This is a genomic window from Arthrobacter globiformis (assembly GCF_046536215.2).
Lineage (GTDB): Bacteria > Actinomycetota > Actinomycetes > Actinomycetales > Micrococcaceae > Arthrobacter > Arthrobacter globiformis_E.
In genome coordinates, this window is the sequence record NZ_CM143421.1 from 2571490 (window position 1) to 2596848 (window position 25359).

The 25359-nt window shown below is 66.8% G+C and carries 23 protein-coding genes; 9 read left to right on the forward strand and 14 right to left on the reverse strand.

From position 1 onward, the window contains the following. The first annotated feature begins 93 nt into the window (after positions 1 to 93). Positions 94 to 2958, forward strand: coding sequence for an alpha-amylase family glycosyl hydrolase (locus R5O87_RS11530; RefSeq protein WP_410557831.1), 2865 nt, complete (start codon positions 94 to 96; stop codon positions 2956 to 2958). Here the strand turns inward: R5O87_RS11530 and malQ are convergent. After that, positions 2955 to 5201, reverse strand: a complete 2247-nt coding sequence (gene malQ, locus R5O87_RS11535; RefSeq protein WP_410557830.1) for a 4-alpha-glucanotransferase — start codon at positions 5199 to 5201, stop codon at positions 2955 to 2957. The genes R5O87_RS11530 and malQ overlap by 4 nt on opposite strands. 122 nt (positions 5202 to 5323) lie before the next feature. After that, the gene (locus tag R5O87_RS11540) at positions 5324 to 5662 is read right to left on the reverse strand and encodes a hypothetical protein (RefSeq protein WP_410557829.1); all 339 of its coding nucleotides are present in this window, start codon (positions 5660 to 5662) and stop codon (positions 5324 to 5326) included. Positions 5663 to 5866: 204 nt separating this feature from the next. Here R5O87_RS11540 and R5O87_RS11545 point away from each other — a divergent pair, with 204 nt between their 5' ends. Beyond that, positions 5867 to 8545, forward strand: coding sequence for a GH32 C-terminal domain-containing protein (locus R5O87_RS11545; protein WP_410557828.1), 2679 nt, complete (start codon positions 5867 to 5869; stop codon positions 8543 to 8545). Positions 8546 to 8668: 123 nt separating this feature from the next. On the opposite strand, the gene R5O87_RS11550 is transcribed toward R5O87_RS11545, so the two are convergent. Further along, entirely contained in the window at positions 8669 to 8962 is a 294-nt protein-coding gene (locus tag R5O87_RS11550; protein ID WP_410557827.1) for a putative quinol monooxygenase, read from the reverse strand. A gap of 93 nt (positions 8963 to 9055) precedes the next feature. Next, complete coding sequence (locus tag R5O87_RS11555; protein ID WP_410557837.1) at positions 9056 to 10054, reverse strand: LacI family DNA-binding transcriptional regulator; 999 nt, start codon at positions 10052 to 10054, stop codon at positions 9056 to 9058. Between the two features lie 164 nt (positions 10055 to 10218). Between R5O87_RS11555 and R5O87_RS11560 the strand changes: the two genes are divergently transcribed. From R5O87_RS11560 to R5O87_RS11580, 5 genes are all read left to right on the forward strand, one after another. Then, positions 10219 to 11334, forward strand: coding sequence for a substrate-binding domain-containing protein (locus R5O87_RS11560; protein ID WP_410557826.1), 1116 nt, complete (start codon positions 10219 to 10221; stop codon positions 11332 to 11334). A 21-nt stretch (positions 11335 to 11355) separates the two neighbouring features. Beyond that, on the forward strand, positions 11356 to 12402 hold the full coding sequence (locus tag R5O87_RS11565) for an ABC transporter permease (protein ID WP_410557825.1): 1047 nt from the start codon (positions 11356 to 11358) through the stop codon (positions 12400 to 12402). Next, positions 12399 to 13193, forward strand: a complete 795-nt coding sequence (locus R5O87_RS11570) for an ATP-binding cassette domain-containing protein (protein WP_387096051.1) — start codon at positions 12399 to 12401, stop codon at positions 13191 to 13193. The genes R5O87_RS11565 and R5O87_RS11570 overlap by 4 nt, the downstream gene beginning before the upstream one ends. Positions 13194 to 13305: 112 nt before the next feature. Beyond that, positions 13306 to 14292, forward strand: coding sequence for a carbohydrate kinase family protein (locus R5O87_RS11575; RefSeq protein WP_410557824.1), 987 nt, complete (start codon positions 13306 to 13308; stop codon positions 14290 to 14292). 5 nt (positions 14293 to 14297) lie between these two features. Continuing rightward, complete coding sequence (locus R5O87_RS11580; RefSeq protein WP_410557823.1) at positions 14298 to 14684, forward strand: VOC family protein; 387 nt, start codon at positions 14298 to 14300, stop codon at positions 14682 to 14684. Here the strand turns inward: R5O87_RS11580 and R5O87_RS11585 are convergent. Beyond that, positions 14681 to 16318, reverse strand: a complete 1638-nt coding sequence (locus R5O87_RS11585) for an amidohydrolase (protein WP_410557822.1) — start codon at positions 16316 to 16318, stop codon at positions 14681 to 14683. The genes R5O87_RS11580 and R5O87_RS11585 overlap by 4 nt on opposite strands. After that, the gene (locus R5O87_RS11590) at positions 16308 to 17765 is read right to left on the reverse strand and encodes an APC family permease (protein WP_410557821.1); all 1458 of its coding nucleotides are present in this window, start codon (positions 17763 to 17765) and stop codon (positions 16308 to 16310) included. The genes R5O87_RS11585 and R5O87_RS11590 overlap by 11 nt, the downstream gene beginning before the upstream one ends. 157 nt (positions 17766 to 17922) lie before the next feature. Between R5O87_RS11590 and R5O87_RS11595 the strand changes: the two genes are divergently transcribed. Both R5O87_RS11595 and R5O87_RS11600 read left to right on the forward strand, forming a co-directional pair. Beyond that, positions 17923 to 18531: a TetR/AcrR family transcriptional regulator gene (locus tag R5O87_RS11595; protein WP_410557820.1), complete on the forward strand. Its 609-nt coding sequence runs from the start codon at positions 17923 to 17925 to the stop codon at positions 18529 to 18531. A 91-nt stretch (positions 18532 to 18622) separates the two neighbouring features. Next, positions 18623 to 19147, forward strand: a complete 525-nt coding sequence (locus R5O87_RS11600) for a hypothetical protein (protein ID WP_410557819.1) — start codon at positions 18623 to 18625, stop codon at positions 19145 to 19147. Here R5O87_RS11600 and R5O87_RS11605 read toward each other — a convergent pair. The 8 genes from R5O87_RS11605 to R5O87_RS11640 form a co-directional block, all read right to left on the reverse strand. Further along, complete coding sequence (locus tag R5O87_RS11605; RefSeq protein ID WP_410557817.1) at positions 19144 to 20184, reverse strand: HoxN/HupN/NixA family nickel/cobalt transporter; 1041 nt, start codon at positions 20182 to 20184, stop codon at positions 19144 to 19146. The genes R5O87_RS11600 and R5O87_RS11605 overlap by 4 nt on opposite strands. Next, complete coding sequence (locus R5O87_RS11610) at positions 20184 to 21014, reverse strand: urease accessory protein UreD (protein ID WP_410557816.1); 831 nt, start codon at positions 21012 to 21014, stop codon at positions 20184 to 20186. Before R5O87_RS11610 ends, R5O87_RS11605 begins: the two co-directional genes overlap by 1 nt. Before the next feature lie 140 nt (positions 21015 to 21154). Then, positions 21155 to 21772 carry an urease accessory protein UreG gene (gene ureG, locus R5O87_RS11615; RefSeq protein WP_410557814.1) on the reverse strand — a complete coding sequence of 206 codons (618 nt, stop codon included), beginning with the start codon at positions 21770 to 21772 and terminating at the stop codon, positions 21155 to 21157. A gap of 27 nt (positions 21773 to 21799) precedes the next feature. Beyond that, positions 21800 to 22483, reverse strand: a complete 684-nt coding sequence (locus R5O87_RS11620; RefSeq protein ID WP_410557813.1) for an urease accessory protein UreF — start codon at positions 22481 to 22483, stop codon at positions 21800 to 21802. Beyond that, positions 22464 to 22940: an urease accessory protein UreE gene (gene ureE, locus R5O87_RS11625; RefSeq protein ID WP_410557812.1), complete on the reverse strand. Its 477-nt coding sequence runs from the start codon at positions 22938 to 22940 to the stop codon at positions 22464 to 22466. Before ureE ends, R5O87_RS11620 begins: the two co-directional genes overlap by 20 nt. A 9-nt stretch (positions 22941 to 22949) precedes the next feature. Then, positions 22950 to 24692, reverse strand: coding sequence for an urease subunit alpha (gene ureC, locus R5O87_RS11630; protein WP_410557811.1), 1743 nt, complete (start codon positions 24690 to 24692; stop codon positions 22950 to 22952). Next, positions 24689 to 25036 (reverse strand): urease subunit beta, encoded by a 348-nt coding sequence (locus R5O87_RS11635; protein WP_410557810.1) that lies wholly within the window; start codon positions 25034 to 25036, stop codon positions 24689 to 24691. The genes ureC and R5O87_RS11635 overlap by 4 nt, the downstream gene beginning before the upstream one ends. Positions 25037 to 25043: 7 nt before the next feature. Further along, a complete protein-coding gene (locus R5O87_RS11640) occupies positions 25044 to 25346 on the reverse strand; it encodes an urease subunit gamma (protein WP_387096085.1) in 303 nt (100 codons plus the stop codon). Positions 25347 to 25359: the final 13 nt, after the last annotated feature.

Consider the following 25359-nt stretch of genomic DNA (forward strand, 5'->3'; position numbering starts at 1 on the left):
TGGTGATCGGGCCTGCCTAGGACCAGTCGACACCCTAACGGATTCCGGGCTTCCCCACCCGGACAAGCAACGCTGCTTTGCGGAAGGTCCAACATGTTCACCGTCCCTCGCCTGCATTCCCCGCGCCGCACCAGCGGTCCCATCAAACCCACGCGGGCAGCCCTGGCGGCAACCGGCGCGCTCGTCCTGCTGGCCTCGTCAGCCCTGCCAGCCCAAGCGGCCACAGACGCCTCACCAACCCACGCACCCACCCAAGCCGCTGGTGCGAACGAAAACTCCGTATCGCCGTCGGACGCCAAGCCGGGCACCAAACCGGACACCAAACCGGGAACAGGGACCCATTCGCTCCGGACTCCCGTCACGGGCGAGAATTTCTACTTCGTCATGGCGGACCGATTCAGCAACGGCGATGCCGGCAACGACCAGGGCGGCCTGGGACCGGATCCGATGGTTTCCGGCTTCGACCCCGCCCGCAAGGGCTTCTACAACGGCGGGGACCTGAACGGCCTGCTGGACAAGATCGATTACATCCAGGGACTCGGAACAACGGCGATCTGGCTCACCCCGAGCTTCAAGAACAAAGCGGTCCAGCCCGAGGACAACTCCGCCGGCTACCACGGCTACTGGGTCACGGACTTCACCCAGATCGATCCGCACCTGGGCACCAACGCCGAGCTGAAGGCACTCATCGACGAGGCGCACTCCCGCGGCATGAAGGTGTACTTCGACATCATCACCAACCACACTGCGGACGTCATCGGCTACAAAGAGGGCGCCCGCACCGGCTACGTCTCCAAGGACAAGGAGCCTTACCGCACAGCCTCGGGCGAAGCCTTCGATGACCGGGACTTCGCAGGCCAGGCCGACTTCCCCAAGTTCGACGCCGAAACCTCCTTCCCGTACACACCGGTGCTTGATCCGGCGGAAAAGAACCTCAAGGTTCCGGCCTGGCTCAATGACCCGACGCTCTATCACAACCGCGGCGACACCACCTTCGCCGGCGAAAACTCCTTCTACGGCGACTTCTTCGGCCTGGACGACCTGTTCACGGAGCATCCGAAAGTCGTGGCCGGCATGACGGACATCTATGAGACGTGGATCCGCGACTTCGGTGTGGACGGGTTCCGCATCGACACCATGAAGCACGTCAACGACGAATTCTGGCAGCAGTTCGGGCCGGACATCCTGGCCTACGCGAGGGAGCACGGCAAGGACGAGTTCTTCATGTTCGGCGAGGTCTTCGACACGTCCACGAGCTTCACGAGCCAGTTCACCACCCGCAACAGGATGCAGGCCGTGCTCGACTTCCCGTTCCAGGACGCGGCGCGCAATTTCGCCTCGAAAGGCCAGGACGCGAGGGAGCTGGAGACCTTCTTCGCCGGCGATGACTGGTACACCGACGCGGACTCCAACGTCTACCAGCTGCCCACCTTCCTGGGGAACCACGACATGGGACGGATCGGCAGCTTCATCAGCACCGACAACCCCGGATCAACCGACGCCGAACGGGTGGCCCGGGACGAACTGGCCCACGAGCTCATGTACTTTTCCCGCGGAAATCCCGTGGTCTATTACGGCGATGAGCAGGGCTTCACCGGCCCCGGCGGGGACCAGGACGCCCGCCAGACGCTGTTCGCCAGCAAGGTGCCCGACTACCTTGACGATGACCTGCTCGGCACGGATGCCACGCACGCCACCGATAACTTCAACATGGGGCATCCCCTCTACGCCAAGATCCGCGAGCTCGCGCAGCTGGCCAAGGAGCACCCCGCCCTGCGCGACGGCGCCCACCAGCACCGGTACGCCGCGGAAGGACCGGGCATCTACGCTTTCTCGCGCACCGATGCCACGGACCAGCGCGAGTACGTGGTGGCGCTGAACAACAGCGAGAAGCCGCAGACCGCCGCTGTTCCCACCTACATCGCCAAGCGCAATTACAGCCTTCTCTACGGCGACGCAGCCCAAAACTCCAGGACCTCAGCCGACGGCAAGCTGACCGTCACTGTGCCGCCACTGTCCGCCGTCGTCTACCAGTCATCAGGCCGGATTCCCCGCGAAAAGGCTGCCCCCGCCGTCACGCTGCAGGCCCCCGTTTCCGCCGCGGCCACCGCCACCACCGCCGGGGACAACGGCCGGATCCGGGTGGCGGCCGACGTCGACGGCAGCTCGTTCTATGAGGTCACCTTCGAGGCCAGGACGCCGGGCGGCAAATGGGAGCGCGTGGGCACCGACGACACCGCGCCGTACCGGATCTTCCACGATGTCTCCGGACTGAACCCCGGCACCGCTGTGGAGTACCGGGCGGTGGTCCTCAACAACGCCGGCCGCTCGTCGGTCAGCGCCTCGCGGTCCGCTGTGGTGCCGGACCCGGTGCTGACCATTCAGCAGCCGGCCGAGGGCAGCACCGTCCAGGGGAACGTGGACGTTGTTGCCACGGCCGACCCGGAGAAGTCCGGCCACGTGGTCCGCTTCGAGCGGAGCGTCGCTGGCGGGCCATGGACAGCCATCGGCTCGGGCGATGACTCGTCCCCGGCGTACACGGTGACAGACGACCTGGCCGCCCTCGACCTCGCCGACGGAACCGAGGTGCGGTACCGGGCCAAGCTCGACGGATCGAACGTGGTGAGCAATGTCCGGACCGTGGTGGTGGGCGCCGCCCCGCAACCGGACTCGGTCACCGTAGCGGGAAGCCTGAACAGCGAGATGGGTTGCCCGGACGACTGGCAGCCGGCATGTGAGGCCGCGTTCATGGCCTTTGATCCGGCTGACGGGCTGTGGAAACTCACGGCAGACCTTCCGGCCGGGCAGTACGAATTCAAGGCGGCCATCAACGGCTCCTGGGATGAGAATTACGGCCAGGATGGCGCTCCGAACGGTTCAAATATCGTGCTGAGCCACGACGGCGGACCGGTCACCTTCCGGTACAGCCACACCACGCATGTGATTGCAGCCGGCTAGGCCCGCATGGCCTCCTCGACCGCGGCGAGCAGGGAGTTGAACCTCTCGTCGCCCTCGAGGCTGTCGATCAGCACAGGGTCCCCGTCGGAATTAGCCAGGGGCACTTGCCAGTTGGGGTACTGGGCGGAGGTGGTGCCGGGCTGGTTCTGCACCCTGCGTTCGCCCACCGCATCCACAAGCGCCACCCCGAGAAGGACCGACGGGGTCTGCGCGAGCAGCCGGTGCAGCGCCTCGATGCGTTCCTGTTCGGAGCCGGCGTCGTTGGACGACAGCAGGCCGCGCTGCCGGAGCAGGTCGATCATTTTCTCCAGCTTGGCGTTGTGCTCCAGGCGCTCCTCCTCCGCGGAACGCTCCAGCAGCCCCAGCGCGTTCCGCAGCGTCACGTGGTCGCCGGCGAGGTAACCGGCCGTGGGCGGCAGGTCGTGCGTGTTCACGCTGGAGAGCGCCTGCAGCCTGTACCGTTCGGGCGGCAGCGGGGCGTCGCCGTCGTTCTCAAACCACAGGATCGAGGTGCCCAGGATGCCGCGTGCGGCGAGGTAGTCCCGGACCCACGGCTCGAAAGTGCCCAGATCCTCGCCGATCACAACGGCGCCGGCACGGTGGGCCTCGAGTGCAAGGATGCCGATCATGGCGTCATGGTCGAACCGGACGTAGGCGCCGTCAACCGGAGAGTTCCCTTCGGGTACCCACCACAGCCGGAAGAAGCCGAGGATGTGGTCCACCCGGATGCCGCCCGAATGCCGCAGCACGGTGGCGAGCATCTCCCGGAACGGCTTGTACCCGGCCTCGGCCAAGCGGGTGGGGTGCCACGGCGGCTGGTGCCAGTCCTGGCCCAGCTGGTTGTACATGTCCGGCGGCGCGCCCACGCTGACGCCGGGGGCAAGAACGCCGCTCAGTGTCCAGGCATCGGAGCTCTGCAGGTCCACGCCGACGGCAAGGTCATTCACCACGCCCAGGCGCATGCCGGCGTTCCGGGCAGCCTGCTGCGCCGATTCGAGCTGCTCATCGCAGAGCCACTGCAGCCAGCGGTGGAACTCGATCCGTTCCGCCAGCTCGCCCCTGAGCTTCTCCGCCAAAGGCGAGCCGAGCGCAGCCGTTGGGTCGGTCCAAAACGGGTCGTCGGCGTCGAGGTCTTCACGGATGGCGCACCAGAGGGCAAAGTCATCCAGCCCGGCGCCGGCCTTGCGGCAATAGTCCTCAAACGCGAGGTGCCGCGAGGGCGAACGGCGGACGGCAGCGATCAGCTCAAGCGCGGCCAGTTTGGCGGAGTAGACCTTGTCCCGGTCAAGCCGCGTGGCGTCCTTGTTCAGCTTCCGCGCCTGCTTCATCAGGCTGTGGACGAGAAGCTGCTTCTTGGGCTTCAGGTATGCCAGTTCCGGAATGGCCTCGATCCGCAGGTACAGCGGGTTGAAGAACCGGCGGGTCGACGGCGAATACGGCGACGGTTCCAGGGGCGGCACGGGATCGGCGGCGTGCAGGGGATTCACCAGCACGTAGTCCGCCCCCCGTGCGCCGGCCACAGCTGCGAGCTCCGCTAGGTCGGCAAAATCGCCCACGCCCCAGGACCGCTTGGAACGGACGGAGTACAGCTGCGTGGCCAGCCCCCAGCCGCGGCGCTGCTCGAGGTCGGCTGCGGTGGACAGCCGCGCGGGGGTCACCACCAGCGTGGTCTCCGCGACCACGCCGGCTGCCTCGGCTCGCAGCGTGTGCCACCCCAGTCCGGTGTTCTGCGGCACGGCGAACGTGGCCCGGCCGGTCAGAACGCCGTCCACCTCGCGGGGTTCCACCCAGACGTCCTCCTGGACGGCCTCCAGCTCGCGCCCGTCCTCGGTGACGGCCCACATCCGGGCGGGCGCACCGTGCGGGACATGGACGCTCACCTGCCCCGGCGTGCCGTCCTGAAGTACGACGGCGGGCGGCAGCATCCGGCGCCAGGGCGCCAGTTCCGCCTCCGCCAGTTCGTGCTCGATGAGCTGGTCGGTGTGCGCGTGGACGCCGAGCGCGGCCAGGACGCGGACCAGTGTCTCGGCTGCTACCTCATGCGGCTGCCCGTCCCACCCCTGGTAGGACGTACCAACGCCGTAGGCCTCCGCGAGCCAGCGCAGCAGCTCGGGATTGACCGCGGTATTGGCCGCCGGCTTTCCGTTGCTCACCGACGTTTCGGGGGACGAGGTTTGCGGGGAAGATTTTGCAGGGGAAGAGATCCCATGGGAAGTCGCGTGCTGCTGGCTGGGAACGTTCATATGTCCGCCTCGTCTGCTGTAATCGGCCCGAAACTAACGCTGGTGCCCGTCACGGCCGGCCGTTTTCAGCGCCCCCGCAACTGCTGGTTCCGATTATTGCAGGCTCCGCTGGCGCCCAGGCCTCAAGCGGCGGCGCAGGCCTTCTGAAGCTCCCGGACGGAAACGCTGGGAACCTGGTCGCCGGCCTGGGCGATCTCCTTCAGGGGTCCGGTGATTTCGGCGGGCACGCCGGCTGTCTCCGCCCCGGCGACGAGGCCCGCGAGCGCTGCTTTGTCCGAGGCGCTTACCAGGCCGTCCTCGATGATGGCGCAGATCTGGCCCTTCACCTGTTCGGCCGCCGCGTTGGCGGCCTGGGACACCGCCGAGCTCGCCGCATTCTGGGCTGCTTCCCCGGCCTGGGCGCAACCCGCCAGCAGGACAACGGCAGGGAGCATGGACAGGGCGAGGAGGCTTCGTTTCATGATTCCACCCTAACAATGGCGCTTCCGGCGAACTCGAGCATCACGAATCTGACAACGGTGTCGTGCATGCAAAGCCAAGGCACTCGTGCAATGGCAGGCCGATGTACCGCCGTCGGATCCGTTGACTTGTCTTGTGGACATCCCCTAGCGTTCCAGTCACTGACAACGTTGTCTACCTATGTGACATGGGGAAAGGCACGCGCGATGAAGGGCGACACCAGCACAATGCAGCAGAGAAAAATCGGCAGACTACAGCTATGCACGGCACTGACCGTGGCGGGTCTCAGCCTGGCCGCGGTACTGGCCGGAGCAGGGACCGCAACGGCGGCGGATGCAACCGGCGACGAACAGTTCCGGCCGGCCTACCATTTCACGCCGCAGCAGAACTGGATGAACGATCCCAACGGGATGGTCTTCTACAAGGGCGTCTACCACCTGTATTTCCAGCACAATCCGTCGGGCAACCAGTGGGGCAACATGTCCTGGGGACACGCCACTTCAACGGACCTGGTGCACTGGAAGGAGCAGCCCCTGGCGATCGCCACCGACGACCAGCAGGACATCTTCTCCGGCAGCGTGGTGGTGGACAAGAACAACACCTCAGGTCTGGGCACTGCCCAAAACCCGCCCCTGGTGGCGGTCTTCACCAGCGCCTACAAGGACGCCTCGCCGCACAAGGGACTGCAGGCCCAGTCCCTTGCCTACAGCCTTGACGAGGGCAAGACCTGGACCAAGTACAGCGGCAACCCGGTGCTCAACCGCAACTCGGCGAACTTCCGTGACCCGAAGGTGTTCTGGTACGACGCCCCCGGCGGGGGCGGCTACTGGGTGATGGCCGCCGTCGAGGCCACCGAGCACAAGGTGGTGCTGTACAAGTCCGGCAACCTCAAGGACTGGACGCAGCTCAGCGAGTTCGGTCCCGCGAACGCCACGGGCGGCCTCTGGGAATGCCCCGATCTGTTCCCGCTGGCAGTCGACGGCGACCCCGCGAACATCAAGTGGGTGATGGTGGTCAACATCAACCCGGGAGGCGTGGCAGGAGGCTCCGCCGGCCAGTACTTCGTGGGCAATTTCGACGGCACAACCTTCACGTCGGAAACCACGAAGGCCAGCGACGCGCTGCCCGCGGGCACTCCCCTGGCAGGCTTCAACGACGGCACCTACAACGGCTGGACCGTGAACAATGAGCCCGGCAACCCGAAGGACGGCCCGTTCGGCGCGGCACCCGCGGCCGGCACACTCGCCGGGCAGAACGGCGTCAGCGGCTTTGCCGGCGCCGGGCTGATCAATTCATTCAACGACGGCGACTGGCCAGTGGGGTCGATGACCTCGCCGCAGTTCACCGTGGACAGCGATTACCTCAATTTCCTGGTGGGCGGCGGACAGCATCCGCGGGTCTCGGACAAGCTGGACAACACCCCGCCGCCCGGGGACCTGCTGTTCAACGGCTTTGAGGTCCCGGACGGCTCCACTCTGGCCGACGCCGGGTGGACAGGAACCGGGGATCTGGCACCGGCGTTCCAGCCGTCCACCTCCGGCGGCGACTTCTATATCGGCGCCAAGCGGATCAACACGTTCGACACGGGCGGCGCACCCGGCGACGACCGGCAGGGAACCCTGACATCGCCGTCGTTCACGGTAACCCGGAACTTCATGAGCATGCTGGTGGGCGGCGGACACCGCACGGCGGGTTCCGGGCAGACGCTGGAAGCCCAGTTGCTGGTGAACGGCAACGTGGTGCGCAGCCTCGCGGGTGATGACGCGGGCGCCCTGAACTGGAAGGGCTGGGACGTGTCCGAGTTCGCCGGACAGCAGGCACAGCTCCGGATCGTGGACCAGGCCACCGGCGGCTGGGGGCACCTCACACTGGACCACGTCATGCTGACTGACCATGCCGCCGTGCCGCGTTCCGATGAAACCACCGTCAACCTCGTGGTGGACGGCAAAGTGGTCAGGACAGCCACCGGCGCCAACAGCGAGGTCCTGGACTGGGCGTCGTGGAACGTGTCCGAGTTCAGGGGACGGCAGGCCAGCATCCGGGTGGTGGACAACAACCGCTTCGGCTGGGGCCACATCCTGGCGGACGAGTTCATCGCCTCGCCGCGGCCCGCCACGCCGCGGGTCCAGACCTACGACTGGCTGGACTACGGACGGGACTACTACGCGTCCGTGTCCTTCAACAACATGCCGCAGAACAAGCGCGTCATGCTCGGCTGGATGAACAACTGGGACTACGCCAACAACATTCCCACCACGCCCTGGCGCAGCGCCATGTCCCTGCCCCGTGAAGTGGCTCTGACGCAGACTGCCAGCGGTCCGCGGCTGACGCAGAAGGCCGTCCAGCAGGTGGATGGCCTCGGCACCAAGGAAAGCTACGCCGAAAAGCGGGCCCGGAACATTCCCGCCGGCACTCACGCCCTGCCGGCAGCGGCATCGGGCGACGTGCAGCGGATCGACGTGACCTTCTCCCCCGGATCAGCGTCCAAGGCCGGGATCACCGTGCTGGGGAACGGCAGCAAGTCGACAGTCATCGGCTACGACAAGGCAACCGGTGAACTGTATGTGGACCGGAGCAACTCCGGCATGACGGACTTCCATCCGCTCTTCGTTTCGGTTGACTCCGCCCCCGTGGCCGTGGACGCCAGCGGCAACGTGACGCTGCGGATCTACGTGGACAGGTCATCGGTGGAGGTGTTCGCCCAGAACGGCCTGCGGACCATCACGGACCAGGTCTTCCCCGAACAGGTCCCGTCACAGCAGGTCCCCAACCAGGTGGCCCTCTTCGCCGAAGGGGGAACCGCACGGCTCAAGTCCCTGACGGTCACGCCGCTCAGCCAGTCCATGTTCCAGGCTGCACAGGCGCCCGCCAAGAACCGGAAGTAAGCCGAGTACCGGAAGTAATTGCCGGCGTCGAGTAACGAAACGCACGGAAGGCCGGTGTCCGCAGAACCTGCGGACACCGGCCATTCCCTGCGTTGCGGTGTACTGGTTGGGGCGGCGCGTGGCCTAGTGGACCGGCTGCAGCCAGGTCAGCACCGACCCGTCCTCCTCGATGTGGTCCGCGAGCTCCCCGTTGAACCGGGCACCGTAGTCCGCCGTGATGTGCTCCTGGAAGGCCGCCGCGTCCTGGTAGACCTCGAACACGAAGTACTCCCGGGGGTTGCTTTCCCGGGTGTACGGCAGGAACAGCTGGTTGCCGGGCTCGTTGCGCACCTGCTCGGTGAGTTCGCGCATCATTTCGGCCACCCGGGTTTCGCTGCCGGGCTTGACGGTGAATTCGGCGTAGAGCGTCTTGGTCATGGTTCTCCTGTCGGGATGGATTTGCGTGGGGATCGGGCAGTCTTAGTGCGGCGGGCGGCTTTAGCCCTCCGGGCAGGCTTAATCCTGGGCAGATTACTCCGGCGGGCGCAGCTCGCCGGAGCCGCGGGTGATGAGCTCGGAGGGGACAATGTAGGTCTGCGCGGCGCCGTGGTCGCCGTCAATCCGGGCCAGCAGGCGTTCGGCGGCCAGTTTTCCGATCCGGTCGGGGTGCTGTGCAATCACGGTGACGCCCGGCTCCATCATGTCCGCCAGGGTGAAGTCGTCGAAGCCGACGAGGGCAACGCGCCTGTTCAGCCCCAGCTCCTTCAGGGCCCGCATGGCGCCGAAGGTCACCAGGTTCTGGCTCGAGAAAATGGCGGTGGGCGGATCATCCGCACTGAGCAGCTCCAGCGTGGCCAGGCGAGCCGACTCCACGTCGTGGAGCCCTTCGCGGACCGGAACCGTGGACGTGGGTATCCCCGCCCTGCCAAGTTCCTCGACGAACCCGCGGCGCCGCTCCCGGGCCGTCTGGATGTCGGAGCGGTCACCCATGTACGCGATCCGGGTGTGGCCGTGCGCGATCAGGTGCGCCGCAGCCTTGGCGGCGCCGACGGCGTTGTCCGTGACCACCGCATCCGCCTCGACGCCCACGGGCTCGCGGTCGATAAAGACGATGGGCAGGTCCCGGGAATGCTCGGGAATGACATACGCCTGGCTCTTCGCGATGGGCGTCAGCACCAGCCCGTCCACGCGGCGGCCCAGGAAGGCAGTCACCATGGCCTTCTCCCGTTCGGCGTCGTCGTCCAGGCTGGCCGCGAACACCGCGATTCCGCGGGCAGCCAGGGCGTCCTCCATGGCGCGGTGGATCTCGCTGCTGAACGGGTTGGCCACACTCGGCAGCAACAGCCCGATGGACAACGTCTGGCGGCCGGCGCGCCGCAGGCTGCCCGCCGCCATGTCCAGCTGGTAGTTCAGCTGCTGCGAGGCGCCAAGTACCCGCTGCCGGGTGGCTTCCGAGACGCCGGGCTCATCGTTCATTACGCGGGACACCGTCTTGATGCCCACGCCGGCCAGCGCCGCGACGTGGCGCATGGTGGGGCGGCTTTTGGACCCCTCGGCCTGGTAACGATTAGACATCGTTGTCATTAATCCGTCCTTCATCATTGCATTTGCCTTGACTCTACCCTGTGACGTTGATTACATGATGCCTGACATCGTTGTCAGGCACACCAAATGCCCCGATACCAGGAGATTCAATGTTGAGTTCCAAAGCCCCGCGGACAGTTACCCACCGGCTGCTCGCCGTCGGCGCAGTCCTGACCCTCGGCACGCTCAGCCTCACCGCCTGCGGCGGAAGTTCCACCGCCACCTCCGCCGGAGGCTCCTCGTCCGAAAAGGTCGGCGTCTCCCTGATCGTGAAGACCACGTCCAACCCGTTCTTCGTGTCCATGCAGGACGGGGCCAAGAAGGCCGCCGAGGCCGACGGCGTGGACCTCAAGCTCGCGGCCGGCAAGGCCGACGGCGATGAGGACACCCAGATCCAGGCCATCGAAAACGCCATCTCCAAGGGTGACAAGGGCATCCTGATCACACCCAACGGCCCGTCCGTCGTTGACGCGCTGAAGAAGGCCAAGGACGCCGGCCTGTTCGTCATCGCCCTCGACACCCCGCCGGACCCCGCGGACGCCGCGGACATCACCTTCGCCACGGACAACTTTGCCGCCGGTGAACTGATCGGCAAGTGGACGGCCGCGCAGCTGAACGGCAAGAAGGCCACCATCGCCCTCGTGGACCTGTTCGACGACAAGGTGGTCTCGGTGGACTACAACCGCGACCAAGGCTTCCTCACCGGCCTCGGCATCGACACCGCGGACAAGAAGAAGAACGGCGACGAGGCCAAGACCGGCAAGTACACCGGAGGCAAGGGCGGCGACTACGAAATCGTCGGCAGCCAGGCCTCCCAGGGTGCCGAGGACGGCGGACGCACGGCCATGGAGACCCTGCTCGCCAAGAACCCGAACATCAATGTCGTCTACACCATCAATGAGCCTGCAGCCGCCGGCGCCTTTGAAGCCCTGAAGTCCGCCGGCAAGGAGAAGGATGTCCTGGTGGTTTCGGTGGACGGCGGCTGCACCGGCGTCAACAACGTCAAATCCGGCATCATCGGCGCCACCGCCCAGCAGTACCCCGTCAAGATGGCCGAGCTCGGCGTCAAGGCCATCGTGGATCTTGCCAAGACCGGTAAGAAGCCGTCCAACTCCGAGGGCCTGGACTTCTTCAACACCGGCGTGGAACTCGTGACGGACAAGGCCGCCGACGGCGTCAAGAGCATCACGACGTCGGACGCCTCCAAGATCTGCTGGGGCAAGTAAGCGGACATGACAGGAGCGAACATGACCCAGCAACAGACAGCCGGCCCGCCCGCCGCCGGGCACGCCGACCTGGCCGAGGAATTCCTCGACCGCCAGACCCCGCTCAGCCGCATCCGCAACGTCCTGCACCGGTACCCCGCGCTCAGTCCGGCCATCGTGCTGCTCGTGGCGGTGGTGGTGTTCGGGCTCCTCAACGACAGGTTCCTGCGGTTCGAAAACCTCTCCCTGATCACCCAGCAGGTCTCGGTGGTGGGGACCCTGGCGATCGCGCAGACGCTCATCATTCTCACCGCGGGAATCGACCTCTCCGTGGGTGCCGTCATGATCCTCTCGTCCATGGTGGTGGCGCAGCTGGCGGTGGGCAGCGGCATTCCCGGCCCGCTGGCCCTGCTGACCGGGCTGGTGGTGGGCCTTGGGGCGGGCGCCCTCAACGGCTTCCTCGTCACCCGGTTCAGGCTTCCGCCGTTCATCGTCACCCTCGGCACCCTGAACATCTTCATCGCCGTCACCCTGCTGTACTCCGGCGGCTCCACCGTCCGCGGGTCCAGCATGCCGGACCTGCTCACCTGGACCGGAAGCACGTTCCCGCTGGGCCCCGTCCGCATCTCCACCGGCGTGGTCATGATGCTCCTGCTCTACGGCGCGGTGGCCTTCATCCTGGGCAAGACCGCGTGGGGCCGGCACGTCTACGCCGTGGGCGATGACAAGGAAGCCGCCCGGCTGGCCGGCATTCCCGTCAACCGCGTCCTCATGAGCGTTTACCTCGCCGCCGGGGCCGTGCTAGCCATCGGTGCCTGGCTCCAGATCGGCCGCACCAACGCAGCCAGCCCCAACGCGGGCGTGGACCTGAACCTCGACTCGATCACCGCCGTCGTGATCGGCGGAACCAGCCTCTTCGGCGGCCGCGGCTCCGTCTGGGGATCCCTCCTCGGCGCGCTGATCGTGGGCGTGTTCCGCAACGGCCTGTCCCTGGCCGGGCTCGACGTGCTGTACCAGACCCTCGCCGTTGGCGTCCTCATCATCCTCGCTGTGTCCATCGACCAGTGGATCCGAAAGGTGAAATCATGACCGCCACTGAAATCCAGCCCTCCGGCACGGCGGTGCGGCAGCCGATCCTGCAGGCCCGGAACCTCGTCAAGACCTTCGGCCGCGTCGTGGGCCTGGACGGTGTCAGCCTGGACCTCTACCCAGGCGAGGTCCTGGCGGTCATCGGCGACAACGGCGCCGGCAAATCCACCCTCATCAAGTGCCTCACCGGCGCCGAGGTGCCCGACTCCGGCGAGCTGAAGGTCTCCGGCCAGGCGGTGCACTTCAAGCGGCCGCAGGACGCACGCGCCCACGGCATCGAAACCGTCTACCAGAACCTCGCTGTGTCGCCGGCGCTGGACGTCGCCTCCAACCTGTTCCTGGGACGTGAAGAACGCCTTGCCGGCCCGCTGGGCAAGCTCTTCCGCGTCCTGGACACCAAGGGCATGCGCCGCAAGGCCAAGGAGGAACTGACCCGGCTGGGCATCTCCACCCTCCAGGACGTGACGGTCCCGGTGGAGAACCTGTCCGGCGGCCAGCGCCAGGCCGTGGCCGTGGCCCGCGCCGCGGCGTTCGGTTCCAAGGTGGTGGTCCTGGACGAGCCGACGGCGGCACTCGGCGTCCGGGAGTCCAACCAGGTTTTGCAGCTGGTCCGGGACCTCCGGGACAGGGGCCTGCCGGTGATCCTGATCAGCCACAACATGCCGCATGTGTTTGACGTGGCGGACCGCATCCACATCCAGCGGCTGGGCAAGTGCGCGGCCACCATCACGCCGCAGTCTCACAGCATGACCGACGCCGTGGCGATCATGACCGGTGCCGCCACAGCCTGACCGGCCTGAACCGGCTCCACACCCGGCTCCACCAAAGCAGCACCACAATCCAGCACCAACCTCCGTCCGCGGGCCCAAGCCGGCCCGCGGACGGCTCCATGAAAGGCCCACCGTGATCCCAACAACCAACCCCGGACCTGCTTACACCGGAACCGGCGCGGCAGCGCCGGAAGTCATCGTCATCGGTGAAGCGCTGGTGGACGTCGTTGCGTCCGCGAACGGAACCGTCGAGCACCCCGGCGGATCGCCGTCGAACGTTGCCTACGGGCTGGGCCTGCTCGGCATCCGGACGGCGCTCCTCACCTCGATTGGCGACGACGGCCGCGGCCGGGCCATCGAGGCCCACCTGCAGCGCGCCGGCGTCGCGCTTTTGCCTGGGTCCAGGATGCCGGGAACGACGGCGACGGCCACCGCGACGCTGGCTGCCGACGGCTCCGCCAGCTACGACTTCGACATCCGCTGGGAACTTCCGGCGGACGTGGCCCCGGCCTCCCTGCCGAAGGTGCTGCACACCGGCTCGATCGCCACCTTCCTGGAGCCGGGCGCAGCAGCCGTCCGGGCTCTGCTGGAGCAGTCGCACCGCGAATGCCTGGTCACTTACGATCCCAACATCCGCCCGGCCCTCCTCGGCAGCCAGGCCGAGGCGCGGACCATCTTCGAGGAGCTGGTTCCGCTCACGGACGTGGTCAAGCTGAGCGACGAGGATGCCCGCTGGCTCTACCCGGACCTGCAACTGGAGGACACCGCGGCCCGGATCCTCCGGCTGGGCGCCGGGCTGGCGGTGGTCACCCGGGGTTCAGAAGGATCGCTGCTTGCCACACCCGAGCTGCAGCTGGTGGTGCCCGCGATCCGGTCCGCGGTGGCGGACACCATCGGTGCCGGGGACTCCTACATGTCGGCGCTGATCTACGGACTGCTGGCACGCGGATCGGACGGCCTGGCCCCGGCCGTGCTTGAAACACTCGGCCGCACGGCCTCGAAGGCCGCCGCGATCACGGTGCGCCGCCCCGGAGCCAACCCGCCCACGGCAGCCGAGCTCCTGGCGGACCTGCCCGAGGACAGTATGCCCGGCCAGATGGCGGTGCCCGCCGTACACTGAGGTCCATGGCATGCCGTATCAGCGAACTTGTCCTCAACTGCGCCGACCCCGAACTGCTCGCGCGGTTCTGGAGCGAGGTCCTCGGCTACGTCGAGCTGGACCGGGAGGACGGGTACATCGAGATCGGCCCGCCTGACGCCGGGTTCGGCGGACTGCAGCCCACCATCATCCTGAGCCCCAGCAGCAATCCGCGGACCGGGCGGCTCCCCCTGCATATCGACGTCAACCCCGTTGACCGGGACCAGGACGCCGAGCTGGAGCGGCTGCTCGCGCTCGGCGCCCGTCCCGCCGACGTCGGGCAGACCGGCGACGAGCACTGGCACGTCCTGGAAGACCCTGAGGGCAACGAGTTCTGCCTGCTGCGCAAGCGGCTGGAGCCCATTCCCTCCTAGGGCAGCTGCAGGCTGGTCGCCGCCGAATGCTGCACCTGCCCGTCCACGAAGGTCGCCAGCACCCGGGCCGCCGCGAGGTCATCCGGATCAGCAGCCAGCGGGTCGGCGTCGAACACCGTGAAGTCCGCGCGCTTGCCCACCGTGATGGAACCGGAGATCTCTTCCTCCCCCGCGGCCCGGGCGGCGTGCGAGGTGTAGCCTTCGAACGCCTGCCGGGCCGTAAGGGCCTGGCCGGGCATAATCGGCTGTTCGCCCGGGCGGCCCGACCGCCGTCGTAATTGCGCGTCCGCCAGGATGGGCAGCGGTTCGAACGGGGCGATCGGCCAGTCGGAGCCGAGGCCCAGGGTGGTTCCGGCGGCACGGAGGTCGGCGCAGCGCCAGGCGTTGTTGGCCCGTTCCGTGCCAAGCCGGGTGGACCAGTTGTCCGAGTGGTCGGCGCGGGAGTAGTGCGTGCAGTGGGTGGGCTGCATGCTGGCGATGAGGCCGGAGCGGGAGAACCTGCCGATCAGTTCGTCCGGAACGGTTTCGAGGTGTTCGATCCGGTGAACGGCAGGCGGCGTGCCAGAGGGCAGGGACTCGAAGGCGTCCATGACCGCGGCCACCCCGGCGTCGCCGATGGCGTGCGTGGCGGTGGGGATGCCGCGCCCGGCGAAGTAGCGGACGGCCTCGGCATATTCCTCGGGCCGCGGCCAGAACGGTGCCACCGACTCGCCATAGGCATCGGGTTCAAACAGCCACGCCGTGCCATTGTCCACCGTGCCGTCGACGAACAGTTTGATGCCGGCCACCTGCCAGCGCCGCCCGCCGGTACCGATCTGTTCCGCCAGCCCGCGCCATTCCGGTTCACCCGTGCCGGGCATGCACCATGGTGAGATCCGGAGGCGCAGCGGCAGGCCGCCGTCGGACTCTTCTTCGAGCGCGCGGTAAAGCTCCAGCGAATCGTCGCTGCAGTCCATCACGTGTGCCCCGGTCAGGCCGGACCGTGAGAACTGCGCCAGCAGTTCCGCAAGCCGCGCCTTCCGTTCGCCGAAGGACTCGGCGGGCATCACCTTGGCAAGGAGGTCGACGGCGGCCGACTCCAGCAGGAGCCCCGTGGGCCTGCCGCTGGCGTCGCAGACCACCTCGGCGGCCTGGTCGAAAGAGCGCGGCCCGGTGACCCGAGCGATTTCGAGGGCCCGGGAACTGGCGAGCGCGGAATGCCCGTCGAACAGGCGGATAAGGCACGGGCGTCCGGAGACGGCGTCGTCTATCAGGTCGCGGTGGGCGGCCGTGGATCCGAACACGTTGGGGTCCAGACCCCAGCCGCGGACCCACCCGCCCGGCGCCGTTGCGTCCGCTTCGGCACGCAGGAGCGCGCGCACCGCAGGCAGGTCCGCGGCGCCGGACAGGTCGCACCCCCGGGTCAGCTCCACGCCAAACACAGGATGCATGTGGCAGTCCACCAGGCCGGGTGTCAGCACGGCGTCACCGAAGTCGGTGACCTCCGCGGCCTGCCAGCCGGCGGCATCCGCACGGCTTCCGACGGCGGCGATCACGCCGTTACGGACGGCAACGGCCTGCGGCGCCGGGATCCCCGGCGGCAGACCGTCCATGGTGTGGACGGTGCCGGCGAGGATGATCACATCATGATTCATGGGTTTCGAAGCTTCCAATCTGGGCGAAGGTTTCCGGCCGGTGGCGGCGCACCCAGCGGGCGGCCAGGAGTCCGGCGCTAAAGACGAGCGGGGTCACCAGGATGAGGACGGTGTTGGTCAGGGCATCGGCGAAGGTGAGCAGTTCGATGTTGAACCCGATCAGCAGCACCACGCCGAAGAGCAGGATGGCCGACGCCAAACTGAGCGGGACCATGAGACGGTGCGTGACGGCGTCGGGATTCCGCCGCAGGTAGAGGAACGCCGCTACCGACACCAGTCCCTGCAGCCCGACGATGCCGAAAATCCCCGGGGTGTTCACCCAGATCAGCAGCTGCTGGTAGGGGTCGGCGTTCAGGATGGCGCAGACGGTGATGACCGCGGCAGCGAGGAGAGTCTGGACCTGCCCGGCCCGGTGCGGGGACTTGAACTTGGGATGGGTCTGCCCCAGGAAGGACGGCAGCACGCCGTCGCGCGCCAGCATGTAGACGTAGCGGTTGATCGCGTTGTGGAAGGCCAGCTGGGACGCGTAGACGCTGGTGACGATCAGCATGTACATCGCCACCTCGGCCCAGGGCCCCACATAGTGGTTGATGGTCTGGAAGAACATTCCGCCGGCCAGCTCCCCGGCGGCTTCGGCGGCACGGTCTTCGCCGTAGGCCTGCACCACGGCCCAGACGATGAAGGCATAGAACACGGACATGAAGCCGACGGCGATGTAGGTGGCGCGGGGCACCGACCTGTCCGGGTCGCGGGCCTCAGAGCGGTACAGCACGGTGGATTCGAAGCCCATGAAGGCCGCGAAGCAGATGCCGAGGATGGCCAGGACGCCCGGCCCGAACGCGTTCTCCGGGCTGAAGGAGCCCACGCTGATGCCGTGCGCGCCGCCGCTGCCGAGGATGCCCGCCCCCATCAGGGCCAGGATGCCGGTCTCGGCGACGAGGAGCACGCCGAGCACCTTCGCACCCACGTCGATGCCCCGGTAGCCGAGGAACCAGACGGCGGCCACCGCGGCCAGGGCAATCGCCGGCCAGGGCACCTCGAGCCCGAAGACCACCTTGAGCATGTCGTGGGTCTGGACGGCAAAGAGGCCGTAGACGCCGATCTGCAGGCAGTTGTAGGAGACGATCGCCAGGATTGCTGAGGCGAGTCCCGCCGTCTTGCCCATGGCCAGGGAAATGTAGGTGTAGAAGCCGCCTGCCGCTTTCACGTGCTTGGTCATGGCCATGAAGCCGACGGCGAAGAGGGTGAGCACGAGGCCTGCCATGAGGTAGCCGGCCGGGGCGCCGATGCCGCCGACGTTGATGGCCACCGGGGCAACGCCCGCCATGACGGTCAGCGGCGCTGCCGCCGAAATGACGAGGAAGGCAATGCCGCCCGTGCCCAGGGCATTGCGCTTGAGGGCGCCGTCAGCAGACGACGCCGGAGGTCTGGTTTGGATATCCGGCACTGGTCCGTCCTTTCTGGGAAGCCCGACTAAACGAAAGGCTTTCGTTTAGTATGAGGGCGTGTGGCGCGGAGCACAATAGCTTTCGCAAAAGCGGCTCGGGCGCGCGGCGGAGACTAGGCTGGGTTCCGATGTTCCAGAGCTGCAGACAGGAGATTCCATGGGGCGCCCGCTCCTTCCGCTGATATCCGTGGAGGCCCTGACGACGGCCGCGCTGGAGCTGGTCGACGAGAGCGGCGACTTCAGCTTCCCGAAGCTGGCGAAAAAGATCGGTGTCAGCCCGTCCTCCATCTACAACCACGTCAGCGGCCGGGACGAGATCCTGGAACTGCTGCGGCACAGGATCATCACCGAGGAGCCGTACCCGCCGGTGGACCACAGCGACTGGGAAGGCGCGCTGCGTGTCCTGATCCGCGCGTACCGGGACGCCTTCGCGCGCCATCCGCGGCTGGCCCCGCTGCTGGTGCTGCAGTCCATCACCGATCCTGCGGTCATCGGCATGTACGAGGACCTGGCCCTGGCCCTGGAGAGCGCGGGATTCCGCGGACGTGACGTCGTTGCAGGCATCTCCACGATCGACAGCTTCGCCCTGGGCGCGGCACTGGACCTGGCGGCGCCGGAAGTGGTGTGGGACCCGCCGGCGGAGGGCTATCCCACCCTGAAGCGCGCCCTCGGCAACGCCGGCCCCTCGGAGGAACGGGGCGGCCACGCCTTCGATTTCGGCCTGGACGTGGTGATCGGCGGCCTGCGCGCCCGGCTCGGCAGGTAGGGACAGCCTGTAAGTAGGCTCGGCGAGCCGGAACATCCGGGCTGCTTTGGTACATGTGGCACTAAGCTGCCCCGGGCGTAGACTGGGCCGCATGAGCGACCCGGACGGCCGCCGCACCTTCGACGGTGGCCAACCCGCCCAAGTCTCCCGCCCACACACCCGCATCCCCCGGGGCGAGCGGCGGGACATGGCCCGGCGCCACGTCGACAAAAAGATCCGGATGCGGATGCGGATCTTCGCGGTCATATTTGTGGTGCTTCTCGTGGTGGTGATCGTTGAGCTCTTCCTGGCCACTCCCGAGGCGGTCCCGCCGGCCTTGGCAGGGCTGGTGGGAGGCATCGCCGTCGGACTCGTGGCCAGCCGCATGTTCCGGCTGGAATGGGACCGGGCCGCCAGGACTGTGGTGGGCAAACTGGACATCCTCGGCGGAATCATTCTGGTCGCCTACATCGTCTTCAGTATTTTCCGCAGCCGCATCGTGGCGTTGTGGGTGCCCGCGGACATCGTGAAGCTGTGCAGCCTTGCCGTGATGGACGGACTCATGCTCGGCCAGGTCATCGGCACGGTGGGCGGGCTGAAGGAACTCTACAAGCGGATCGTGGCCGACGCGGACTAGACGGCTTTCCGGCGTGCCCGCAGTGTTGCTCCGCCCCAGAGCAGCAGGAATGCAGCCACCAGCAGCAGCCCGGCGTCGCCCAGGTCGATGCCGGCGAGCCAGGCCGTGAGCGGGTCCCTCAGCCCGAAAGCATCGCTGACGAAGCCGCCGAGGGTGATCACGGCGACGAAAAGAGCGGACAGCGCCGAGAGCCCGGTGATGACGGCATTGAACCCGAGTTTGCGCACCGGGTCATGGATGGCTGACCTGTACATCCGCATCATGGCCACGCCGTTCGTCGTGTCGCACAGGGTCATGGCGGCGGTGAACGCGAGAGGCAGCGCCAGCAGCGCGGCGGGCGAAACGCCGGCCAGGGAAGCCGCCGTCGTCATCACCAGAAGCCCAATGGTGGTGGCGGTATCAAAACCCAGCCCGAACAGGAATCCGATCACATACACATTCCTGGGCCGCCGCACCCTGGACAGCGGCCGGGCCATCAGGCGGGCCACAAAGCCCTTCGCTTCCAGCTCACCCGGCAGCACCGTTCCACCGCTGCGGACCCTGCGGTAGGACCTGGCGGCACCGAGGAACGCCGAGCCGTTGAAGATGCCCATGGCCAGCAGGAACAGGCCGGAAACACCGCTGCCGATCAGCCCCAGAACCAGGTTCCCGCTGCTGCCCTCGGTCATGACCCTGCCCACCAGCGAAACGCCGGAAACCACCAGCGCCCCGGCCAGGATCACCACCGAACTGTGCCCCAGGCTGAAGGCGAATCCCACGCTCGTGGGGTCCTGGCGCTGGGCCACGAACTTCCGCGTGGAGTTGTCGATCGCGGCGATATGGTCCCAGTCGTAGCTGTGCTTGATACCGGCCAGGTAAGCCGTGAGCACCAGTCCGGACGCCCGGGGCTGCCCCGTTGCGGCGGTGCCGGCAAGGAGAAGCACGACGGCGGCGAGGTGGAGGATGCCCACCGCACCAAAGGTGGCCAGCAGGCGTGTCCGGAGCGGCAGCTGCTCACGCTCGCGGTACATGGCGGCGAACTGGGTCAAGGCAGTCATCAGTACTTCCTCAGATTCAGGGGCGCCTGGCCATACCAGCGTTGGCGGAGAAGGCCGCTGCAGCCACCCAATAGCGTATTGAGTTTTTCGGTGCTGTTGGACAGGGACCTGAGCACCAGTGCCGTGATGCCGTCCATTGTGGCACTGAGCGAGACGCCTGTGTAGGCGTCGAACTTTTCGGCCAGTTGGTGCAGTTCGTCGGCGAGCGCCTGGTCCACCCGGGCGTCCACCACCACCAGCGAGCCCAGGTGGCTGTGGCCCTCCATGAAGCCTGTGCCGGTGACATCGCCGAGCGGCGGGCGGATCAGCAGGTTGTCCAGGGCGAGCAGCCGGGCGCCCTCCTCGGTCTCCACGTGGATCTCGTTGCGGAGCCGCAGTTCCTCGTACCGAAACGAGGCACCGTCCGGGGACCAGCCCGGCGTGATCACTTCCGCCAGCAGCAGGCTCGACGTCGGCCGGAGCGTGATGTGGGTGTTCTGCCGGTAGCTGGCCTCCCGGTACGCGATGACCTGGTCCGGCGCCAGCTCCAGCCGCGCCCCCTCCCCCAGCCGGATGGTCGTCCGCTGCTCGGCAAACGAGCCCGGGGTCCGGTAGATCTTGGTGGCCGACTGCGTGGTGAGCAGCAGGTCAGCCCCGTCCCCCACCTCCACATCGATGACATAAAGATCGGCCCCCAAATAAGCCCCGCCAGGATTGACGACGACGTAGCAAACCTGCCCGGACTCATCCAAGTAGTGCGGCCGCAGCACCCGCAAGGCACCCCGATGAAACTGGTGCGAGGCAAAGGACTTCCCGGCACGCACTGCAACTTGCAGCTCAAGCTCGCCCATTGGTTCCGGGCTGGGTCCGGCGGCTTCGCCGGATTTGGGGCCGTGCCCGCTTCGCGGTGCCCACCACGCCGCGGCCCCAAAATCCGGCCTCGCCGCCTCAGCGGTTAAGTCGCCTTGAGGCTCCTGCGCCCTGGTACTAATCACTGGGCCAAGTCGAGCATCAGGACTTCGTGTCGGATCCAGTGAATTACCGCATCGAGGCCTTCGTCTGTCTTGAGGTTGGTGAAGCAGAACGGCTTGGCGCCGCGGAATTCCTTGGAGTCGCGTTCCATGACGGCGAGGTCGGCTCCGACGTGCGGCGCAAGGTCTGTTTTGTTGATGATGAAGAGGTCGGACTTGATCATGCCCTGGCCGGCCTTGCGCGGGATCTTCTCGCCCTGGGCGACGTCGATGATGTAGATGGAGAAGTCCACCAGCTCGGGGCTGAAGGTGGCGGAGAGGTTGTCGCCGCCGGACTCCACGAAGATCACCTGCAGGTCCGGATGGCGCTGTTTGAGCTCCTCGATGGCGGCGGTGTTCATGGATGTGTCCTCGCGGATGGCGGTGTGCGGGCAGCCGCCGGTTTCGACGCCGATAATGCGGTCCTCGGGCAGGATGCCGTTGGCGGCCAGGATCTTGGCGTCCTCGATGGTGTAGATGTCGTTGGTGATGGCGGCCATCGAGATTTCCGCACTCATGTGCCGCGTCAGCCGCTCCACGAGCTGGGTCTTCCCGGCGCCGACAGGTCCGCCGATGCCGATCCTGATGGGTTCAGTCATGTTGTCCTCCTAAGTCAAAAAGCACAGTTAGCTCATGAACATCCGGGCACGCTGGCGTTCGTGCCTCATCTGCGAAATCTCCAGTCCGGGGCTGACCGCCCCGAAGTCGTCGGGCGTCAGGCGGGCGGCGCGCTCGACGGCGGCAGCAACGGCGTCGTGCGCGTTCCGCAGCAGCCGCTGTGCGGCTGCCTGCCCGAGCGGGATGGCCCGGACGGCGTTTTGCGTCAGGGAGGTGACGGCGGCGAAAAGGTACGCGGCAATCGCTTCCTCCTGTGGAACCCCCAGGGAACGGGCGACGACGGCGAACGCCAGCGGCTGATGGCCGGCAGCCCGGCGCCCGCTCACCATCGCCCGGTACGCGTCCAGCTCCTCCGACGGAAACACCTCCGCACCGATCTCAAGCAGCCGTCCGCCCATCTTGACGCTCGCCTCCCGCACCTGCCGAGGCAAAAGCTGAGCAGTAAGCAACCCATCGAGTTCCAGGACGGGAACGCCCTCATACAGCAAACGAATCGCCAAGGCATCCGAATATGTCAGCTGCTGCCCCAAAAACGCAGCCAGCCACACCCCAAAAGACCCCTCATCAAGAACGATCCCCCGCTCGATATAGGTCTCAAACCCAAGCGAGTGCGCAAAAGCCCCAGTAGGAAGCGAGGAATCAGTAAGCTGCCCCAGCGCCAGCTGATAGGAGTCAGTGCGTGTGTTCAGCATGGCGAAAAGGCACTGGCATGACGCGCTCCTGCCGGTCGTAGGGCACTCCGACGTGTTTGAGATAGTCCTCGACGGTGTGGTCGTACTGGCACACCATGACTTCGGCACCGTACTCGGAGGAAGCGTCGAAGAACTGTGCCTGCAGGTGCCGGTTGCCGAGGGAATGCGCCACGACGCCCATCTCGTGGATGGTCCGTGGTGCGATCACCAGGACGTCGGAGGGCAGCACGGACACCACGACCATGTTGGTGTCGGCCACGTGCAGCACGTCGCCGTCGCGGAGGTCGGCAGAACCGGCAGGAAGCCGGATGCCGATCTCGTTGCCGTGGTCAGTGGTGACCCGCTGAATCCGCTTGACCAGCTGGTCGCTGGGCAGCACCACTTTCTCCCGGTGCAGGCCGAAGTAGGACTCCGCAGGCAAATCGTGAACGTTGCCGAGGACTTTCTCGATGATCATCTGAAGCTCCTAGAAGAGGAAGTATCGCTGCGCCATGGGCAGGACGTCCGACGGTTCGCAGGTGACCTCTTCGCCGTCCACAGTCACCGAGTACGTTTCCGGGTCCACCTCGATATCGGGCGTGGCGTCGTTGTACTTCAGGTCCGCCTTGGTCAGCGTCCGGATGCCGGAGACCGGCCGGATGACCTTCTCCAGTCCGAGTTCCGCCGGCACGCCGGCGTCGATGGCTGCCTGGGAGAGGAAGGTGATGGACGACTTCTGCAGGGCCTTGCCGTGCGTGCCGAACATCGGCCGCATGGTGCGCGGCTGGGGTGTCGGGATGGACGCGTTGGCATCGCCCATCAGGGCGTAGGCGATCTGGCCGCCCTTGAGCACCAGTTCGGGCTTCACGCCGAAGAACGCCGGATCCCAGAGCACCAGGTCGGCGAACTTGCCCTCCTCGACGGAGCCGATGGAGTCAGCCATGCCCTGGGCGATGGCCGGGTTGATGGTGTACTTCGCCACGTAGCGCTTGAGCCGGAAATTGTCGCTCTCCGAACCCAAACCCGCAGCGGAACCGTGCGTCCCGCCGTCGGGATCTTTCAGCACGCCGCGCTGCTTCTTCATCTTGTCCGCCACCTGCCACGTGCGGGTGATCACCTCGCCCACGCGGCCCATGGCCTGGGAGTCCGACGACGTGATGGCGAAGATCCCCATGTCCTGCAGGACGTCCTCCGCCGCGATGGTTTCGGCCCGGATGCGGGAATCGGCGAAGGCCACGTCCTCCGGGATGTCCGGGTTGAGGTGGTGGCACACCATGAGCATGTCCAGGTGCTCTTCGATGGTGTTGCGGGTGTAGGGCAGCGTGGGGTTCGTGGAGGCGGGAAGCACGTTCGGCAGGCCCGCGATTTTGATGATGTCCGGCGCGTGCCCGCCGCCGGCGCCTTCGGTGTGGAACGCGTGGATGACGCGCCCGTCGATGGCCCGGATGGTGTCCTCCACGAAGCCGCATTCGTTCAGCGTGTCCGTGTGGATGGCAACCTGGACGTCGTACTCGTCCGCCACCTTCAGTGAGGTGTCGATTGAGGACGTGGTGGAACCCCAGTCCTCGTGAACCTTCAGGCCCACCGCTCCGGCGCGGATCTGCTCCGCCAGCGGTTCGACGGCGGAGGCGTGCCCCTTGCCGAGCAGGCCGATGTTGACGGGAAGCCCTTCGGCGGCCTGCAGCATGCGCTGGATGTGCCATTTGCCGGGGGTGACTGTGGTGGCCTTGGTCCCTTCGGCAGGTCCGGTGCCGCCGCCCACCATGGTGGTCACGCCGCTGCAGAGGGCAGCGGCCACCTGGTCCGCGGAAATGAAGTGGATGTGTGTATCCACTCCTCCCGCGGTGAGGATCTTGCGCTCCCCCGCGATGATCTCTGTACTGGCCCCGATGACAATGTCCACGCCGTCGGCGATCTGCGGGTTTCCCGCCTTGCCGATCCGGAAGATGTGGCCGTCCTTCAGCGCGACGTCCGCCTTGTAAATGCCGGTGTAGTCCAGCACCACAACGTTCGTGATGACCGTGTCCGGCACATCGTCGCGGACCGCCTGGCCGTTCTGGCCCATGCCGTCCCGGATGACTTTGCCGCCTCCGAACACCACTTCCTCGCCGTAGTTTGTCAGGTCCTTCTCGATCTCGAGGAACAGCTCGGTGTCCGCCAAGCGGATGGCATCGCCCGCCATCGGGCCGTACAGGTCCGCATACTGCCTGCGGGACAGTTCAAAACTCATCGGCGTTCCCCTGCCTGTTCAGTGCCGTCCCGGCCGCCGTCGAGACTGCCGTTCACCGCGTTGCTTAGGCCGTAGACCTCCCGGGTGCCGGCCAACCGGATCAGGCGGACGGTCTTCCGGTCGCCGGGTTCAAACCGGGCGGCGGTGCCGGCGGGGATGTCCAGTCGCCGCCCATGGGCGGCGTCACGGTCGAACTCCAGCGCCGGGTTCGCCTCCGCGAAGTGGTAGTGCGAGCCCACCTGCACGGGCCGGTCGCCCGTGTTAAGCACGACGACGTCGGTCGCCTGCCGGCCCGCGTTGATGACCACCGGTTCAGGTCGCAGGACGTACTCTCCTGGAATCATGGCGCCCCTATCGGATGGGATTGTGGACGGTGACGAGCTTGGTGCCGTCAGGGAAGGTGGCCTCGACCTGGACGTCGTGGATCATCTCCGGCACGCCCTCCATGACGTCGTCGCGGCTGAGCAGCGTGGTGCCATAGCTCATGAGCTCGGCAACGGTGCGGCCGTCCCGGGCACCCTCGATCAGCTCGTAGCTGATGATGGCCACGGCCTCCGGGTAGTTAAGTTTTAGTCCGCGCGCCTGCCGCCGTCGGGCGAGGTCGGCGGCGACCACGATCATGAGCTTTTCCTGCTCACGAGGCAGCAAATGCATGAGAATCCCTTCA

Bases quoted from the DNA above. Each gene is read 5' to 3' on its own strand.
- R5O87_RS11585 (WP_410557822.1), bottom strand. From the start codon at position 16,318: ATGAATCATGATGTGATCATCCTCGCCGGCACCGTCCACACCATGGAC.
- R5O87_RS11580 (WP_410557823.1), top strand. From the start codon at position 14,298: ATGGCATGCCGTATCAGCGAACTTGTCCTCAACTGCGCCGACCCCGAA.
- R5O87_RS11610 (WP_410557816.1), bottom strand. From the start codon at position 21,014: ATGGGCGAGCTTGAGCTGCAAGTTGCAGTGCGTGCCGGGAAGTCCTTT.
- R5O87_RS11595 (WP_410557820.1), top strand. From the start codon at position 17,923: ATGGGGCGCCCGCTCCTTCCGCTGATATCCGTGGAGGCCCTGACGACG.
- R5O87_RS11530 (WP_410557831.1), top strand. From the start codon at position 94: ATGTTCACCGTCCCTCGCCTGCATTCCCCGCGCCGCACCAGCGGTCCC.
- R5O87_RS11550 (WP_410557827.1), bottom strand. From the start codon at position 8,962: ATGACCAAGACGCTCTACGCCGAATTCACCGTCAAGCCCGGCAGCGAA.
- R5O87_RS11640 (WP_387096085.1), bottom strand. From the start codon at position 25,346: ATGCATTTGCTGCCTCGTGAGCAGGAAAAGCTCATGATCGTGGTCGCC.
- R5O87_RS11560 (WP_410557826.1), top strand. From the start codon at position 10,219: ATGTTGAGTTCCAAAGCCCCGCGGACAGTTACCCACCGGCTGCTCGCC.
- malQ (WP_410557830.1), bottom strand. From the start codon at position 5,201: ATGAACGTTCCCAGCCAGCAGCACGCGACTTCCCATGGGATCTCTTCC.
- R5O87_RS11545 (WP_410557828.1), top strand. From the start codon at position 5,867: ATGAAGGGCGACACCAGCACAATGCAGCAGAGAAAAATCGGCAGACTA.
- R5O87_RS11620 (WP_410557813.1), bottom strand. From the start codon at position 22,483: ATGCTGAACACACGCACTGACTCCTATCAGCTGGCGCTGGGGCAGCTT.
- R5O87_RS11570 (WP_387096051.1), top strand. From the start codon at position 12,399: ATGACCGCCACTGAAATCCAGCCCTCCGGCACGGCGGTGCGGCAGCCG.
- R5O87_RS11605 (WP_410557817.1), bottom strand. From the start codon at position 20,184: ATGACTGCCTTGACCCAGTTCGCCGCCATGTACCGCGAGCGTGAGCAG.
- ureC (WP_410557811.1), bottom strand. From the start codon at position 24,692: ATGAGTTTTGAACTGTCCCGCAGGCAGTATGCGGACCTGTACGGCCCG.
- ureE (WP_410557812.1), bottom strand. From the start codon at position 22,940: ATGATCATCGAGAAAGTCCTCGGCAACGTTCACGATTTGCCTGCGGAG.
- ureG (WP_410557814.1), bottom strand. From the start codon at position 21,772: ATGACTGAACCCATCAGGATCGGCATCGGCGGACCTGTCGGCGCCGGG.
- R5O87_RS11540 (WP_410557829.1), bottom strand. From the start codon at position 5,662: ATGAAACGAAGCCTCCTCGCCCTGTCCATGCTCCCTGCCGTTGTCCTG.
- R5O87_RS11635 (WP_410557810.1), bottom strand. From the start codon at position 25,036: ATGATTCCAGGAGAGTACGTCCTGCGACCTGAACCGGTGGTCATCAAC.
- R5O87_RS11565 (WP_410557825.1), top strand. From the start codon at position 11,356: ATGACCCAGCAACAGACAGCCGGCCCGCCCGCCGCCGGGCACGCCGAC.
- R5O87_RS11555 (WP_410557837.1), bottom strand. From the start codon at position 10,054: ATGCGCCACGTCGCGGCGCTGGCCGGCGTGGGCATCAAGACGGTGTCC.
- R5O87_RS11600 (WP_410557819.1), top strand. From the start codon at position 18,623: ATGAGCGACCCGGACGGCCGCCGCACCTTCGACGGTGGCCAACCCGCC.